Origin of the sequence: Candidatus Laterigemmans baculatus, from assembly GCF_010367455.1 — a bacterium.
Lineage (GTDB): Bacteria > Planctomycetota > Planctomycetia > Pirellulales > Pirellulaceae > Laterigemmans > Laterigemmans baculatus.
Genome location: NZ_WRPR01000062.1, coordinates 94,340 through 110,270, shown reverse-complemented (window position 1 = coordinate 110,270; position 15,931 = coordinate 94,340). Strand labels below are relative to the sequence as shown.

Annotated in this window: 11 protein-coding genes; 7 read left to right on the top strand and 4 right to left on the bottom strand. The window is 66.8% G+C overall.

The window, feature by feature from the left end; translation table 11 throughout:
- The first annotated feature begins 225 nt into the window (after positions 1–225).
- The 4 genes from GNK13_RS12925 (at position 226) to GNK13_RS12910 (ending at position 5,773) form a co-directional block, all read left to right on the top strand.
- Entirely contained in the window at positions 226–3,249 is a 3,024-nt protein-coding gene (locus GNK13_RS12925; RefSeq protein WP_164102947.1) for an outer membrane protein assembly factor BamB family protein, read from the top strand.
- Entirely contained in the window at positions 3,246–4,445 is a 1,200-nt protein-coding gene (locus tag GNK13_RS12920; RefSeq protein WP_164102946.1) for an AAA family ATPase, read from the top strand. The genes GNK13_RS12925 and GNK13_RS12920 overlap by 4 nt, the downstream gene beginning before the upstream one ends.
- Positions 4,399–5,301, top strand: coding sequence for a DUF58 domain-containing protein (locus GNK13_RS12915; protein ID WP_203545362.1), 903 nt, complete (start codon positions 4,399–4,401; stop codon positions 5,299–5,301). Before GNK13_RS12920 ends, GNK13_RS12915 begins: the two co-directional genes overlap by 47 nt.
- Positions 5,302–5,497: 196 nt before the next feature.
- Entirely contained in the window at positions 5,498–5,773 is a 276-nt protein-coding gene (locus GNK13_RS12910) for a GlsB/YeaQ/YmgE family stress response membrane protein (protein WP_235935109.1), read from the top strand.
- 187 nt (positions 5,774–5,960) lie between these two features.
- Here GNK13_RS12910 and GNK13_RS12905 read toward each other — a convergent pair whose 3' ends face one another.
- Entirely contained in the window at positions 5,961–7,412 is a 1,452-nt protein-coding gene (locus GNK13_RS12905) for a DUF1501 domain-containing protein (protein ID WP_164102943.1), read from the bottom strand.
- 16 nt (positions 7,413–7,428) lie between these two features.
- The gene (locus GNK13_RS12900) at positions 7,429–9,852 is read right to left on the bottom strand and encodes a PSD1 and planctomycete cytochrome C domain-containing protein (protein ID WP_164102942.1); all 2,424 of its coding nucleotides are present in this window, start codon (positions 9,850–9,852) and stop codon (positions 7,429–7,431) included.
- A gap of 239 nt (positions 9,853–10,091) precedes the next feature.
- Between GNK13_RS12900 and GNK13_RS12895 the strand changes: the two genes are divergently transcribed.
- Positions 10,092–10,988 carry a DUF4349 domain-containing protein gene (locus GNK13_RS12895; RefSeq protein ID WP_164102941.1) on the top strand — a complete coding sequence of 299 codons (897 nt, stop codon included), beginning with the start codon at positions 10,092–10,094 and terminating at the stop codon, positions 10,986–10,988.
- 488 nt (positions 10,989–11,476) lie between these two features.
- Here the strand turns inward: GNK13_RS12895 and GNK13_RS12890 are convergent, their stop codons facing one another.
- On the bottom strand, positions 11,477–12,439 hold the full coding sequence (locus GNK13_RS12890) for a PfkB family carbohydrate kinase (RefSeq protein WP_164102940.1): 963 nt from the start codon (positions 12,437–12,439) through the stop codon (positions 11,477–11,479).
- Between the two features lie 221 nt (positions 12,440–12,660).
- Between GNK13_RS12890 and GNK13_RS12885 the strand changes: the two genes are divergently transcribed.
- Together GNK13_RS12885 and GNK13_RS12880 are read left to right on the top strand one after the other, a co-directional pair.
- The gene (locus GNK13_RS12885) at positions 12,661–13,878 is read left to right on the top strand and encodes a pseudouridine synthase (RefSeq protein ID WP_164102939.1); all 1,218 of its coding nucleotides are present in this window, start codon (positions 12,661–12,663) and stop codon (positions 13,876–13,878) included.
- Complete coding sequence (locus GNK13_RS12880; protein ID WP_164102938.1) at positions 13,875–14,780, top strand: dihydroorotate dehydrogenase electron transfer subunit; 906 nt, start codon at positions 13,875–13,877, stop codon at positions 14,778–14,780. The genes GNK13_RS12885 and GNK13_RS12880 overlap by 4 nt, the downstream gene beginning before the upstream one ends.
- An 11-nt stretch (positions 14,781–14,791) precedes the next feature.
- Here GNK13_RS12880 and GNK13_RS12875 read toward each other — a convergent pair whose 3' ends face one another.
- A complete protein-coding gene (locus GNK13_RS12875) occupies positions 14,792–15,907 on the bottom strand; it encodes a hypothetical protein (RefSeq protein WP_164102937.1) in 1,116 nt (371 codons plus the stop codon).
- Positions 15,908–15,931: the final 24 nt, after the last annotated feature.

Below are 15,931 nucleotides of genomic sequence, written 5' to 3'. Positions count from 1 at the left end.
CGTACTCGTACTCGATGCGCTGCGGTTAGAGTTGTGCTAGCTGCGAGTCCGGGAAAATCATCAGCCGCCACGCGCTAGCGTCCGGTTCTTGCGGCGTTTTCGAGAACCGGGGGCTAGCGCCCGGCGGCTGATAAATAGCTCGAGAACCGGGGGCTAGCGCCCGGTGGCTGATGCAATGGCCTTGTACGAGCACGATTGGGAACTCCAGATAGGGCAAAACACCACATGTCCGGCGAGCAATTGGTCACGATCCGTCGCTGCGGTCCGGTTTGGGAGGCCGAGATGCTCCGCGATCGGCTCGAGGCCGCCGGAATCCGCGCGTTTGTGCAAGGGGCGGAGACCGGGCGGAGCCTGAGTTACGTCGGCGTCGCCCTCGGAGGAGTCAAAGTCCAAGTGGCAGTCGACGACGTGGCGGCGGCGGAGCAGGTGCTGCTCGAGGACGAGCGGCAGCGAGCCACGGCCGGGCGGTGGCGGTGCCCGCGGTGCGACGAGATCAACGAGCCGGCGTTCGACGTCTGCTGGAGCTGTGCGATGCCGCGGGAGGAAGCTCTCGCGATCGAGGGTGAAAGCGTCGCGGAGCCGGAGGGGCCAGCCGACGAGCGCGCGGCCGGAGTCCCCGGAGATGTTTTCGCCACGCCGCAGGAGCGGCCCCGTGAGACGGCCAATCCGTATCAGGTGAGCGGTCCCTTTCGCTCGACTGTCGAAGAGCAAGAAGGGCGGAACGGACTGGGCGTCGTGGGGCTGCTGACGTTGCTGATCCTCGCTGCGGTGATCCTGTATCTCCTGCTGTTGCTTACTCCCCGGGCCGCCGCGGCGGAACCGCCAGCAGAAGTCGCGTCGCTGACTGCGGCCCAGCGGCTGGCGCTCGAACAGATCGACCAGCTGATCGCAGCCGATGCCGTCGACGAGGTCGTGCCGCTCGTCGTGCGGACGATCGACGAGGCCGAGGGGCGGATGGTGGCGACCGAGCCTGCTGAAGAGTTGGAGGCGGAGTTCGTCCGGTACGTCCCGCTCCAGCTGTTCCTCCAAGACCGGCTGCTCCGCTGGGGCCAGTCGCATCCGGCCGTGTTGGCCCGGTACCGCGAGCGGACCGATGCGGCGGCGCGGACGCGGCTCGACGCGGCTCGTAGCTCTCGTAGCCTCGAACAGGCAACACGGACAGCCGATGCGATTTTCGCCACCAGTTACGGCGACGAAGCGTTGCTGCTGGTCGCCGACCTGGCGCTCGAGCGAGGCTGGAACTGGACAGCGATCGGAGCGCTGCGGCGGATCGATGCTCGCTGGCAAGCCTGCGACACCGGCGAGCGAGCCTCCGAAGTGGCGGCCGTGGGATGGGAGATGTGGCTGCCGCGGATCGCCGAAGCGGATCTCGAAGCTCACGCCGCCGTGGTCGGCGAGCGGGTGGAGCAGCCCGGCGGCTGGCCGCTCGGATGCTATCACGGTTCGGACCTCCCGCACCCGGAGATCGGCTTGCGGCTAGTCGACGCCTATCTGCGGGCTGGCGAGCGACAGACGGCGGAACGTTTGGCTGCACTCGTCGGCGAGTGGTTTCCGGAGGAGCCAGTCGTGCTCGGCGGCGCCCGCTTGCCGCTGGTCGATGCCCTCGAGCGGCTGCTCGAAGCCCCTGCCGCGGTGTCCCCACGTGCCAGCGATCCGCTGGGCCAGCAGTGGCCGACCGTCGGCGGCGACGCGACCCGCGTCTACCAGAGCGAACCGCTCGTCGATGTGCCGATGCTGCCCACGTGGACGCGGCGGATCGGAGAGGAAGAGGCTGAGCAACGGGCAGCAGCGGTGCTTGAGCGTCGCCTGCTTCCCACGGAACCCCCGATCGGCGACTTGGCCAATCTCCCGGCGACGGCGCTACCGATCATCCACCGGAGTCTCGTCCTGCTGCCGAGCCGCAACGCGATCCATGCATATGACCTCGCGAGTGGACGCTCCTGGCCGGCGGCGGCAGTTCCGTCGGCTGCTCTCCCTGCTGAGCAGCCCTCCGCCGCGGCCGAGCCATCGGAAGCATTCGAAGTCGCGGCCTCGCCGATTTTCCGGGACACCGAGGGCGTCGACGCAGCGGTCCGGGCTGCACAGCTGCCGCTCGACGGGGAGCCCCGCTTTACGCTCTCGGCGGCCGAGGGACGGGTGGCCGGTCGGTTCGGGCCACCGGAATCGGGCTGGCTGGCGGTCGCTCGGCCACGCCAGCCCCAATCCCAAGTGGTGTTGGTCGATCTCGAGCGGGAGGGTCAACTCGTCGACGGCTATCCGTTGCGAGCCGCCGAGGTGGCTGCAGCTGGCGGACAGGCAGCTCCCGGGGGGGCCGAATCCACGAATTTTGAGTTCGAGGGAGCTCCGCTCGTCGTGGGACGGCGGATGTTTGTCGGCGTGGCCGAGCGGGATGACGCCACCTTGACCTCCTCGGTCCTCTGCATCGACGTGGCCAGCGGCGAGCCGTTGTATCGCACTCCGATCATCGGTTCGGCTCGCCCGATCGTCTCCGAGCCACGGAACCGCATCGGCCAGTGTCTGGTCAGCTACCGCGAAGGGATCGTCTACTATCACGGCGACAGCGGAGCGGTGGCGGGGATCGACTCCGAATCGGGCGCCCTCCGCTGGGTGATGCGTTACCCGCGCGGCGAGCTTCTTTCGGGAGGCTATCCGCGGCGGCGGCGGAGCGAGCGGATTCAGTTGAGTGGCACGGCGGTCCTCGGTCCGCTGGCGATCGTCTCGGCGGCCGACTGCGATTCGCTGTTCGCGGTCGATCCGCTCGACGGGCGCTTGCTCTGGGCGCTCCCTCCGGGCGAAGCCGACGACGTCGATCAGATTCTCGGACAGGTCGATGGAGCGGTCCTGGCCGGAGGCGATTCGCTTCACTGGATTGCCCGAGAGAGTGGTCGCCGGCTGGCTTCCTGGCCTGCCGGTGTTTCGCGGCAGCCAAGGGGCGGTTTGCCCCGGCCGCGGCGGACCGGGCGAGCGCTGCTGGCCGGGCGCGAAGTCTACTGGCCGACGGCCGACGCGATCTGGGTGTTTGACGCGGGGCTGGCTCCGCCTGCCGATCGGCTCGCCCCGCCTACCAATCGGCTCGCTCCGCCTACCGATCGGCTCGCCCCGCTCGTTCGCCCGCTTCGCCGCATCGATCTGCGGGCCGCCGGACTGCGGGGCGGGCACTTGGCGGCCGCCGGCGGGGTGCTGGTCATGGCTTCGGCCGACACGCTCTCCGCGTTCGTCGGCCGGATCGCTTACACTGGTTCACCATGAACGTCCCACATCCGTCGCACCCTGATCGCGAACCAGCCGAGCCTTTGGAACCCGCTGGGCCGCTCGATTCCGCTGGTCGTTCCCGCCCGCAACCGCCCACCGCTTCCGCAGCCGCTGCGGCCGGTGAGGGGTTGGCTGGTGAAGGTTTAGCTGGGGGGGATGTCGACAAGCTCGCTCGGTTGGCGGAGGTCTACCGCGAACTGTCGGACCAGTTGGCCAAGCGGATCGTGGGTCAGCGGGAGGTGATCGACCAAGTCCTGACGGCACTGGTCGCCGGCGGTCACTGCTTGCTGGTCGGCGTTCCGGGGCTGGCCAAGACGTTGCTCGTGCAGAGCTTGGCGGAGACGCTACGGCTCGACTTCCACCGCATTCAGTTCACGCCCGACCTGATGCCTTCGGACATCACCGGGACCGAAGTCCTGCAGGAGGACCGCCGCACCGGGGGCCGCGAGTTCCGCTTCATTCCCGGGCCGGTGTTTGCCAACATCGTGCTCGCTGACGAGATCAACCGGACGCCTCCCAAGACGCAGGCCGCGTTGCTCGAAGCGATGCAGGAGGGGCAGGTCACGGCGGCCGGTCAGAAGCACCGCCTGCCGCGGCCGTTCTTTGTGCTAGCGACGCAGAACCCGATCGAGCAGGAGGGGACGTATCCGCTTCCCGAAGCCCAGCTCGATCGGTTCATGTTCGACATCCGCGTCGACTATCCCGACGAGGAGGAGGAGCTGCGGGTGGTGATGGAGACCACGCGGAGCGTCGCGAGCGAGCTGAGCCATGTGACCGACGGAGCGGAGTTGCTCGATCTGGCGGCGGTCGTGCGGCGGGTGCCGCTGGCCGAGCCGGTCGCACGTTTTGCCGTCGCTCTGGTCCGCTCCACCCGGCCCGAGATCGCTGGGACGCCCGAGGAGATCGGTCGCTACGTGGCTTGGGGAGCGGGACCACGAGCCGGGCAGTTTCTGGCGCTCGGGGGGAAGGCCCGCGCCGCGCTCGACGGGCGGTACGTGGTCGAACGCCGCGATATCGAGGCGGTCGCGTTGCCTGTCTTGCGGCATCGGATCCGCACCAATTTTGCTGCCGGCGCCGAAGGGGTGACCGTCGACGAGATCGTCGCCCGGGTGATCGCCCACGTCCGCCAGCTGGAAAGGACATGGGATGATGGACGAGGTCTGGAAAAAGTATTTCGAACCCCGCACTCTTGAGCGACTGCGGGGGCTGCGGCTCGCTGCCAGACGCGCGGCCGAGGGAGCCTGGAGCGGAGCCCACCGCAATCCCCGCAGCGGCCGTGCGATCGAATTCTCCGAGTATCGGCCCTACACGACCGGAGACGATCTGCGGCAGGTCGACTGGAAAGTCTACGCCCGGACGAACAAGTTCTACCTCCGCCGCCGCGAGGACGAGACGACGCTCGACTGCCATTTTTTGGTCGACGCGAGCGGAAGCATGGGCTTTGCCAGTGAAGCGGCGGCGAGCAACAAGCTGGTCTGCGCCCTGCGAATCGCCGCTTCGCTCGCCTTCGTCGCTGCCGAAAACCACGACCGTGCTTCGCTGACCAGCGTTGGCGCAGCGGTCACTCCTCGGTTGCCCGCCGGCAGCGGGCCGGGACATCTGCTCGCGATGGCGACCGCGATGGACGCCATCGAATTGGAGCCGAACGTGCGGATCGCTTCGCAGCTGGCTGCCGCCGCCCAGTCGCTGCCGAGCCGCGGATTGGTGGTGATTCTCAGCGATCTGTTCGACGATGCCGAGTCGCTGCTGAAGACGATTCGCGGGATTCGCCAGTTAGCCGCCGAGGTGCTCGCGATCCAAGTCACCGATCCGGCCGAAGCGGAGTTTCCCTTCAGCGAGACCACGGAATTCGTCGGTTTGGAGGATCAGCTCGCGCTGACCGCCGATTCCCGCGGCATCGCGGCGGCCTACCGCGAGGAATTCGCTCGCCACCGCGGAGAGCTCGCCGCGGGCTGCCACGCCGCCGAAGTCACCTTCTGGAGCCTCTCGACCAGCGATCCGCTGCACGTCCGCCTGCCGCAGTTGTTGCAGTCAGCCGCCGCGCGGTAGCGTTCGGTCAGAAAACTGATTTTCACCATTACCCTCTCGGGGGGAGGGTGTCGTGGGGGTTTTCCGACAGTGGCTATCGCCCCCCGGCTGAGGAAGCGAATTGGCACGATGCTTGCAAATATGCAGCGACGCGGCCGGAGGCAACCACCCGCCGCGCTAGCTCCGACCCATCCACACTCTTTCGCGAGATCCACTTATGGACATGCTGCTGACCCTCATCGGCTGGGCCGTGTTCGGCCTGATCATCGGTGCCATCGCTCGTCTGCTCGTTCCGGGGCGGCAATCGATCGGCCTGCTCGCCACCATGGCCCTGGGCGTGGTTGGCTCGTTCGTGGGAGGTTTCTTGGCCTACCTCTTCTTTGGTGGTTCGCCCGTCCAGCCCAGCAACTGGATCGGTTCGATCATCGGGGGCGTGGTGGCGCTACTGATCGTCGTCTACATCAGCCGACGCCACGGCGTCGCAACGCACTAAAGCCTTCTCTCCAAGAGTCGCCTTTCGCTCCGCGAAAGCAGCGTAAATGCGCAACTTTCGCGGAGCGAAAGGCGACTATGTGTCGCGACGCACTAGGCGGTTCTCGAAGACCATGAGCCGACGGCGCTAGCCGCGGGTTCTGCAGCGGAAACAATGGGCTGCGAGGCCCGAGGCTAGCGCCTACGGCTCAGCTGATCAAATCGTGGAGGATTCGGCCGTGGACATCCGTCAGACGGAATTCCCGGCCCTGAAACCGATAGGTCAGCCGTTCATGGTCGAGCCCGAGCAGGTGCAGTAGCGTCGCCTGCAGATCGTGAACGTGCTTGGCTCCGGCGGTGGTTCCAAATCCCAGATCGTCGGTCTGGCCGTGGATGTAACCACGTTTGAAACCACCGCCAGCAGCCCACATCGAGTAGGCATCGATGTGATGGTCTCGCCCGGTGCTCTCGCGGATTTCTCCCATCGGCGTCCGTCCGAATTCGCCTCCCCAGACGACGATCGTTTCGTCCAGTAACCCCCGCTGTTTGAGATCCAGCACGAGGGCCGCCGAAGCCTGGTCGACCTCTTTGCAGATCTCCGGCAAATGCTTTTCGAGGTTCTCGGTGGGGCCGCCGTGGTGATCCCAATTGGTGTGATAGAGCTGGATGAACCGCACGCCGCGCTCGACCAGCCGCCGGGCGAGCAAGCAGTTGTTAGCGTACGAGGGTTTGCCGGGAACCGCTCCGTAGAGGTCCAGCGTCTGCTGCGATTCCTGAGCGATGTCCATCAGTTCCGGAGCGCTCGATTGCATCTGATACGCCATCTCGTAGGCGGCGATGCGGGTCGTGATTTCGGGGTCTCCCACCGCGCTGAGCCGCATCCGGTTCAGCTCCGTGACCGCGTCGACGAACCGCTGTTCGGCCGCTCGATCGCGTCCTGTCGGGCTGTTCAAATCGAGGATCGGCTCGGGCCCGCTGAGGAAGGGAACGCCTTGGTGGCTCGTCGGCAGAAAGCCGCTGGACCAGAGCGCCGATCCGCCGCGCGGCCCCCGTGGACCCGACTGCAGCACGACGAACCCCGGCAGATCTTCCGCTTCGCTCCCCAGCCCGTAGGTCGCCCATGAGCCCATGCTCGGACGCCCCGGCTGCGGCGATCCGGTGTTGACGAACAGCTTCGCCGGGCCATGGTTGAACACATCGGTGCTCAGCCCGTGCATCCAGCAGACTTCGTCAACGATTTTGCGATGGTGCGGCAATAGATCGCTCAGCTCCTGGCCGCACTGGCCGTAGCGGGCGAACTTCTGCGGGCTGCCGAGCAGCGTCTCGTTCCCTTTGAGGAAGGCGAACCTCTTGCCCTCGGTGTAGCTCTCCGGTGTCGGCTCGCCGTGGTACTTGCGGAGCACCGGTTTGTCGTTGAACAGATCGAGCTGGCTTGGTCCGCCGGCCATGAACAGGAAGATCACCGCCTTGGCTCGCGGCGCGTAATGCCCCGGCCGCGGCGCCATGGGCTGCGCGGGGAGCGAAGCGGCCTGTCCGCGATTCGTTCCGAGGAGCGAGCCGAGCGCCATCGCGCCGAGCCCGACTCCACACTGCTGGAACAGTTGGCGGCGGGTCGTGTGACGCAGCAGATCGCGGCTGTGGGGGTCGTGGGAGTCCGACATCACTTACAGATACCAATCATTCGCGGGTGATGAATTCGTCGAGATTCAGCAGGACGCGGGCCAGCGCCGTCCAAGCGGCCACCTCCGCCGCTGCGGCGTTTTTGGATTCGGCCGTTCCGTCATCGGGGACGGCAGCCGTTTGGCCGACGAACGCTTGAGCACTCTCCGGGTCCGCGGCGAAGCTGGCCCGTTCGTCGCGGAGGAAGCGGAGCAGCCGAGCTGCCTCCTCGGGGCTCGGCGAGCGGGCGAAGCAGAGCTGGAAGGCGAATTCGATCCGCGCTGCGTCATTCGCTTCGTAGCGAAGGAGCCGCGCGGCCAAACCGCGGGCGGTTTCGAGCATCGCTTCGCTGTTGGCCATCGTCAGCGACTGCAGCGGCGTGTTGCTGCGGACCCGGCGGGTGCAGGTCGTATTGAACCGCGGCGTATCGAAGGTCGTCAGCATCGGGTAGGGAGCGCTCCGCATGAAGAACGTGTACATCCCGCGGCGGTAGCGATCGCCGCCGCTGCTGGTCGGCCACGACGCGCCCCGCTGCGTGAACGCGTACACGCCGCTCGGCTGGGGCGGATGGACGCTCTTGCCGCCGAGGCGACGGTCGAGCAGCCCGCTGGCCGCCACCGCGATGTCGCGGACCGTCTCCGCCTCGACGCGGATCCGCACCTGGCGGCCGAGGAGTTTGTTCAGCGGATCGGCCAGTTTGGTTCGGCGATCGACGCGCGAGGATTGGCGGTAGGTGGCGGAGCTGAGGATCGTTCGCTGCAGACGCTTGATCGACCAATCGCCGTCGATCAGTTCCAGAGCGAGCCAGTCGAGCAACTCGGGATGCGTCGGCGGCGTCCCCTGCAGACCGAAGTCGTTCTCAGTTTCGACCAGCCCGGTTCCGAACAGCCGCATCCAGATTCGGTTGGCCGTGACGCGAGCGGTGAGCGGATTCTCGCCATCGACCAGCCAGCGGGCCAAGTCGAGGCGCGTCGCCGGAGCATCGCTCTCGGGTAGCGGCGGGAGCACCGCCGGTACGTCGGGCTCGACCCGGTCGCCGTGGCGGAGGAAGTCGCCGCGGATATGCACGAACGTCTCCCGCGGCGTTTCCAACTCCTCCATCACCATCGTCGTGGGGATCTGCTTGACGAACCGCTTCTTCGCCTCCTCCAGCTTCTTCTGCTCCGCCGCGTCTCCGGCTTTCTTCGCCGCGGCGATTTCGCGGTCGAGCTCGCTCAGCCGTTGCTTCTGCTCGGGCGACTCGAGACGCAGCGCCGGAGTGGTGCTGTTGGCATCGCGACTGCTGTTGAAGAACGCGAACAGCTGGTAGTACTCGTGATGCGTCAGCGGATCGAACTTGTGCGTGTGGCACTGGGCGCAGCCGACGGTCAGGCCGAGCCACACGGCGCCGGTCGTGTTCGTGCGATCGACCACCGCTTCATTGCGAAACTGCTCGCGATCCGAGCCCCCTTCCTGGTTGACCAGCGTGTTGCGATGGAACCCGGTGGCCACCCGCTGAGCCTCGGTGGCGTCGGGGAGCAGGTCGCCGGCGAGTTGCTCGATCGTGAACTGGTCAAAGGGCTGATCGGCGTTGATCGCGTCGATCACCCAATCGCGGTAGGGCCAGATCGATCGCTCCGAGTCGACCGTGTAGCCATTGGTGTCGGCGTAGCGGGCTCCGTCCAACCAGTGCCGCCCCCAGCGTTCGCCGTAGTGGGGATTGGCGAACGCCCGGTCGAGCATTCGCTGGTACGCACCCGGAGACCGGTCGCCGAGGAAGGCCTCGACCGCTTCGACACTTGGCGGCAGTCCCAGCAGATCGAGATAGACGCGGCGGATCTGCGTCGAGCGATCCGCTTCGGGCGCGGGCTCGAGTCCCTCCTGGCGAAGTCTCCGGAGGACGAACGCGTCGATCGGCTGGCGAACCCAAGCGGCCCGTTCGCCCAACTCCTCCCGCGGCACCGTGGGCCGCCGGATCGGCTGAAACGCCCAGTGCTGGTCGTAGTTTGCCCCCGAGGCGATCCACCGCTGCAGGACGTCGATCTGCTCGGGGGTCAGCGCCAGGTTGCTGTCCGCAGGCGGCATCAGCATGTCGGTGTCGGAGGTCGTGATCCGTTCGACCACCGCGCTTTCCTGCGGGGCGTGGGGGACGACCGCCTGGTAACCGCCGAGATCCTCGTACGCTCCTTCGGGCGTGTCGAGCCGCAGCCCCGCTTCCCGCGTTCCTTCATCCGGGCCGTGACAGGCGAAGCAGTGGTTCGACAGGATCGGCAGCACCTCGCGAGCAAAATCGACCTCCGCACCCTTCTCGGGCGGCGGCTGGCGAGACGCGTCCTCCGCCGTTGCGAGGGGAGCGGCAAGGAAAAACAGCGAGGCTGCCGCTCCGAAGAAATGGATGAGCCCAGAGAAACTAGCGGCAAGCGTCGGGCGAAGGGCGCTTGGGTGTCGGTTTCTCGGCCGCACAGTGGTCTGCCAGGGTGTTGCAAACAAGAGTCTGAAGCTTCGGGGGAAGCGGAGTGGAAGGAGGATCGCCCGAAGGCAGGCGGGACGTTTTTGCGGGGGTTTTATTCTACCAGATGACTGGCTTCTCTGGCCGAGAAATCTCCCGCCGGCTCGCGGGAGTGCGATCGCCATCGATCCGCGGCGGGGAGTACAATGGCAGCCACAATGGGTGCTCTTCTTCCGCGTTTTTCGAACCCACCATGCTCCGCCCGCTCTTTTCACCCGCTCTGCTCGCGAGCCTGTGGGTTGTCAGTTTGCTCGGCGTCAGTCTGCTCGGCTGCGGAGCAGAGCAGGAGAGTGCGTCGCGAGTGGGATTCGAACGCGACACCCAGTCCGCCGCCGATTCCGCGGCCCCAGGCGAGGCGGCCAGCCAAAGCGAAGGGGCGACCGACGGCAGCGACAGCGCCGCGGCGGCCCAGCAGGCCCGGCGGATCATCTACGACACGAGACTCAGCCTGGTCGTCGAGGATTATCAAGACTTCGAAACGCAGATCGTGCGTCTGGTCGAAGAGTACGGCGGCTTCGTCGCCCACAGTGAGACGAACCGCCGGTTTCGCGATCGCCAAAGCGGGACCTGGACCGTCCGCGTCCCGGTCGACGCCTACAGCGAATTCCTTACCGGCGTGACCTCGCTCGGGTTCGCCGAATCGCGGCGGGAAAATGCCCAGGACGTGACCGAGGAGTTCGTGGACATCGAAGCGCGGATCGGCAACAAACGCGAGCTGGAGCAGCGGATCCTGACCATGCTCGAGGAGCGGACCGGCAAGTTGACCGACGTGCTGGAGATCGAGCGGGAGCTGTCGCGGGTCCGCGAGGAGATCGAGCGGATGGAAGGCCGATTGCGGTACCTGTCCGATCGCACGAGCTTGGCCACGATCACCATCGACTGCCGCGAAGAGCAGGAGTACACGCCGCCGGCCGCTCCCACATTCGCCTCGCGGGTGACCCGAGCTTGGAATGGCTCGCTCGAGCTGCTGCGGATCGTCAGCGAAAATCTGCTGGTCGTGCTGGTCGCCGTCGCCCCGTGGTTGCTGGTCGCCGCCCTTCCAGCCCTGCTTGTCTGGGTCATCGTCCGCCGCCGCCGACGACGAGTCTAAATGTCACCCTCCTCCCGGGAGGACTAGGGTAGGCTGATGAAAATGCCCAGTTTTCGGCGAAGTGGAGAGGTTACAGGGATAAAAACGGCTACAGCTGGCGACGGCGTGGCATTCTGCTCAAGTCTTCCTGCCCCGCAGGGGCCTAAACAGTCCAGCCCAGGGCACAGCGCCGCGGCAACGCCGCAGAGCGACGCCCTGGGTCACGCGTGTCCCCCACACCCAACAGCCCTGAAAGGGCGAAACACACCTCCGCGCCACGCGTCCGAGCCTGGATCGCCCCTTCAGGGCTTCGCGCGCTGGTGCGCTCCGATACCCAGGGCGGCGCTGTGCGGCTGCGCCGCGACGCTGTGCCCTGGGCTGTTCTGTTTGAGCCCTTCGGGCTGACGGGGAAGTGCCACGCAGAACCGTCTGGCCTCCGAGATCATTTTCTTCAGCCCAGGGCTAAGAAACAGCACGACCTTCCTGGGATGACCGTTTTGTGGCGGTGGCTAATCTCCGGCGGTTAGCAACTCCATCACCGCTTGAGCATCGATTCTTGGCGTCGCTCCGCGGCGACTCGCGATGTAGGCTCCGGTGCGGTTGGCGGTGGTGACGATCCGCTGCGGCGGCCAATCGAGCACGAGGCCGAGCAGGCAAGCCGCTCCGCAGGCGTCACCGGCACCGACCGGATCGGCACCCTCTTCCGCCGGGAACCGGGGGACCGGAGCGGTGTAGCGACCGTCGGCGGTGACCAGCTCCGTGCCCCGCGAGCCATGCGTCAGCACGACGGCCCGCAATTCGAACGCTTGCCGAAAACGCTCCACCAGCTCCGACGTCGGCTCGTTGGCTCCGCCGAACTCCAACTGCTCGGCGACCACCTGCAGCTCGTCTCCATTGAGTTTGACCGCGTCGGCCAATTCGCAGCTCCGCCGGAGAACGTCGGGCGAGTAAAACGACTGCCGCAGGTTCACATCGAACATCCGCACCGCTGCGGTGGCCGACTCGAGGAATTGACGAATCGTTTCGCCGCTCGCCTCGGACCGCTGAGCGAGCGTCCCGAAGGTGATTCCGGCGACCGTGGGAGCGAGTTTCGCGAGCTCTTCGTTCCAGGCCAACCGATCCCAGGCGACGTTCTCGAGGATCTCGTAGTGCGGCTCGCCGTCAGCCATCTCGACCAGCACGCGACCGGTCGGAGCCGAATCGTCACGCTGGATCCACCGCGTCTCGAAGTCGCGCTGCCGCAGCGTCTCGAGCAGCCGATCGCCCAGCTCATCGCGGCCGACGCGGCTCACCATCGCGGCACCGAGACCAAACGTCGGCCCGAGCGCATGGGCGATCAAGGCAGCGTTCAGCGGCGCCCCACCCATCACGCTGCGGTCCTCGAAACAATCAAACAAGGCTTCGCCGATGCCGATGATGATTCGCGATTGCCGGTCGTCCAACACACTGTCGGGGGTTTGAGGAGCGAGCAAATTCTTCCGACGCGTCCGTCACCCCGATCATAGCCCATGGGCCAACCGGGCTCTGGGGGTGAGGGAACCAGTCCCAGGGGGCGCCGCAAATCAGGCGCCACCGTCGGCAGCGGCTCGATTCTCCGGCGGATCTCCGCTTCCGAAGCTGCGCCCCGTCTCGGTTTTGGAACCGGATGTGTTAATCTGAGTGGCATCTCCTCATTAAACCCGTGAGTCCCACCGTGCCACGCAAATCCGCTCCTAAACGTCCTCCCACAACTGGCAAGAAAGCGACGCCGAAGCGACCCGCCGGGAGAAAACCGTCGCCGCCAACGGCGGCCGGAAAGAAGCGGACCGGCGGCGGGGAGGGCGAAGGGAATCTGCAACGGTTGCAGCGCGTTCTCGCCTCGGCCGGCTACGGTAGTCGTCGCCAGTGCGAGGAGTTGATCGTCGAAGGCCGCGTCGAGGTCGACGGCCAAGCGGTCACCGAGCTGGGGACGCAGGTCGATCCCAAAACCTCGAAGATCTACGTCGACGGAACGCTGCTGAAGCGTGAAAAGCTCGCCTACTTCGTCGTCAACAAGCCGCCGGGCGTCGTCACGACCAACAGCGACCCGCAGGGCCGCACGCGGGTCATCGACTTGGTCCAAGAACGCCAGCGACTGTTTCCCGTCGGACGGCTCGACCGCAGCAGCGAAGGGTTGATCCTGCTGACCAACGACGGCGAGCTGGCCCAGCAGTTGGCCCACCCCCGCTACGGCGTCCGCAAGACGTATCGCGTCACGGTGGCGGGCAAAGTCGACAGCGAGAAGCTGGCGCAGATGAAACGGGGCATCTACATCGCCGAAGGACGCGTGGGGGTCGAAGGGGCAAAAATCCTTCGCCATCGGGGACAGTCGACCGAGCTCGAAATCCTGCTCCGCGAGGGCAAAAATCGCGAGATCCGTCGGATCCTCGCCCGGCTCGGCCACAAGGTGCTGACGCTCCAACGCATCGCCCTCGGCCCACTGCGACTCGGCGAGTTACCCCGCGGGGCCTATCGCCCGGTCAGCTCCGATGAACTCCGCCGGCTCCGCGACGAGGTCCGTATTCAATCGAAACAGGCCGCCGCGGGTTCGACCGAGGCGGACGATGAAGCGGCCCCCAAAGCCTCAAAGGCCAAACCCTCAAAGCCCAAAGCGGGCACGCCTCCCCGCGGCGGCGCCTCGCGACCCCCGAAAAGCCAGCGTCCCAAACCGCTCGAGGGTTCCAAGACGATCGGCACGGTGATCGGCGGCGAGCAGGATCTTGGCGGCGATCGAGAAACGAAATCGCGTCGAGCTCCCCAAGCCGGCAAAGCCCAGCGGCCAACCTCGAAGCGGCCAACCTCGAAGCGGCCAACCCAAAAAGGGCCGATTCAGAAGGGGCCGAAAAAGGATCTGGGTAAGGGACCCAAGAAGGATCGAGGAGAGCGTCGATGAGCGGTGCGCTGCATGCGCCTTTCTGTGCGGATCAAGCGGTCCAGGTGAAGACCGAGGTGCGGGAGATCGAACAGGTTGCCCGCGGGACCTATCGCATTCGCTTCGCCGCCCCTGAAATCGCCGAGCGGATCTTTCCTGGTCAATTCGTGATGCTGCGGATGGCCGGCACCAGCGATCCGCTGATCGGTCGAGCGCTGGCGATGTATGACGTCATCGAAGACGCCGCCGGGCGTCCCGAGGCGATCGACGTGATCTTCATCAAGAAAGGGAAGTTCACGACGGCGGTCGCCGAGGCGGGCCGCGGTGCGGCGCTGGATGTCTGGGGACCGCTGGGCAACGGGTTTTCGATCGCTGCGGCCGAGACGCTGCTGATCGCTGTTGGCGGCGTGGGCCAAACCCCGATGCTGGCGCTCGCCGCCGAGGCGCTGGGACGCCGCAGCTTTGGGCGGCCCAGCGGATATGCCCAGCGGGTGACGATGGTCTACGGGGCCCGCTCGGGTGATCTGCTCGCTTGCACCGCAGCGTTTCGCGCCGCCGGCATCGACCTGCGGTTGTGCACCGACGATGGATCAGCCGGTGAGCGGGCTCGAGTTCCGGAACTCGTCGAGCGGCTGATCGAAGCGTTGCCGCCACCGGCGGGAGATTCAGTCTCCGGCTCGGCGCAGGGCTCGACCGCGGTGCGGATCGTCTCCTGCGGTCCAGAGATCATGATGGAGAAGGTCGCCGCGGTCGCCGCCGATCGGTCGATTCCCTGCGAAGTCTCGCTGGAAACCCCGATGGCCTGTGGGATCGGGATCTGCTTTTCCTGTGTCGCTCGCGTCCGCCAAGACGACGGAGAGTGGGACTACAAGCGGACCTGCGTCGAAGGGCCGGTCTTCGACGCGGCCCGCATCGTGTGGTGAGCCGCGGCGCTCTAGCGGTACATCGACCCGGCCGGGGTCGTATAGGGAGTCGTCGGGTAGCTGGTTGCTCCCGAAGTGCTTCCCGGACGGTAGCCACCGGTTCCTCCCGCAGTGCTTGCGCCGCCGGAGGTGCTGCCGGCACTCGCTCCGCCAGCGGTGCTCACGCCAGTCGACCCATCGCTCGCGGTTCCGACGGCCGGCAGGGCATAGCCGCCGGCGTATTGACCGGCGGCCGAAGCGCCCGAGCTGGGGGCCGCGGAACTGCCGCTCGCCGAGCTGCCGGGCAGGGCGTAGTTGCTGGTGCCCGTGCTGCTAGAGCTCCCGTAGCTGGGCGATTGGCCGTAGCTGGGCGATTGAGCCGCGTCGGCGACTTGATAAACGCTCGAGCCGGGGGTCCCGTAGGGTGACGTGGCAGCGGAACTGGTTCCCGCTCCCGCAGTGGCGCCCGCTCCCGCAGCTCCGGCATAGCTTCCCGCGTAGGGGTTGGCGGCTCCGTAGCCCGGAGTGGACGACTGAGCGTAGGGCGAGGCGGTGGAGCCGCCATAGCCGGGAGCCGAGTAACTTGGGGCGGTTGCCGCGTAGCTTGGAGGGGCTGCCGCTCCGCTAGCACCCACACCGGCCGCAGCGGAGTAGCCACCCGCGGCGTAGCCCGGGGTGCCGGCGGTCGCTTGCCCGCTGCTGCTCGCATAGCCGTTGGCCGCGGCCGCTCCGGCGGGAATCGAAGTTCCCGGAATGGTGCTGCCGGCCGTCGTGCTGCCCATCGTCGAGCTGCCCATCGTCGAGCTGCCTGGGGTGGTCGACGCGGCGAGCGAACCACCAGCGGCGGTTCCGGGCGTCGTACCCTTGGCGGCGACCGAGGCTGCCGCATCGCCGCTCGGATCGGCCGTTCCGCCGGCTTGGGAAGCGATCGCCGTGGGCGAGTAGTTGGTGCTCGGTGGCGGCGGATAGGTCGTGCTCGGTCCGCTTCCGGCGAGCGTTTCGGCCGACGGTCCTTTATTCCAGCCAAACATCCCAGCGCCGGGAAACGCCGTTCCGCTCTGGCAGCCGGTGGAGCCGATCAAGGCCAGGGCACAACCGCCCACAGCTACGCGACGGGTGAGCGATCTCTTGGCGATTCGAAGAGGCATGGCAGTTTTCCTCGGGTCGCAGCT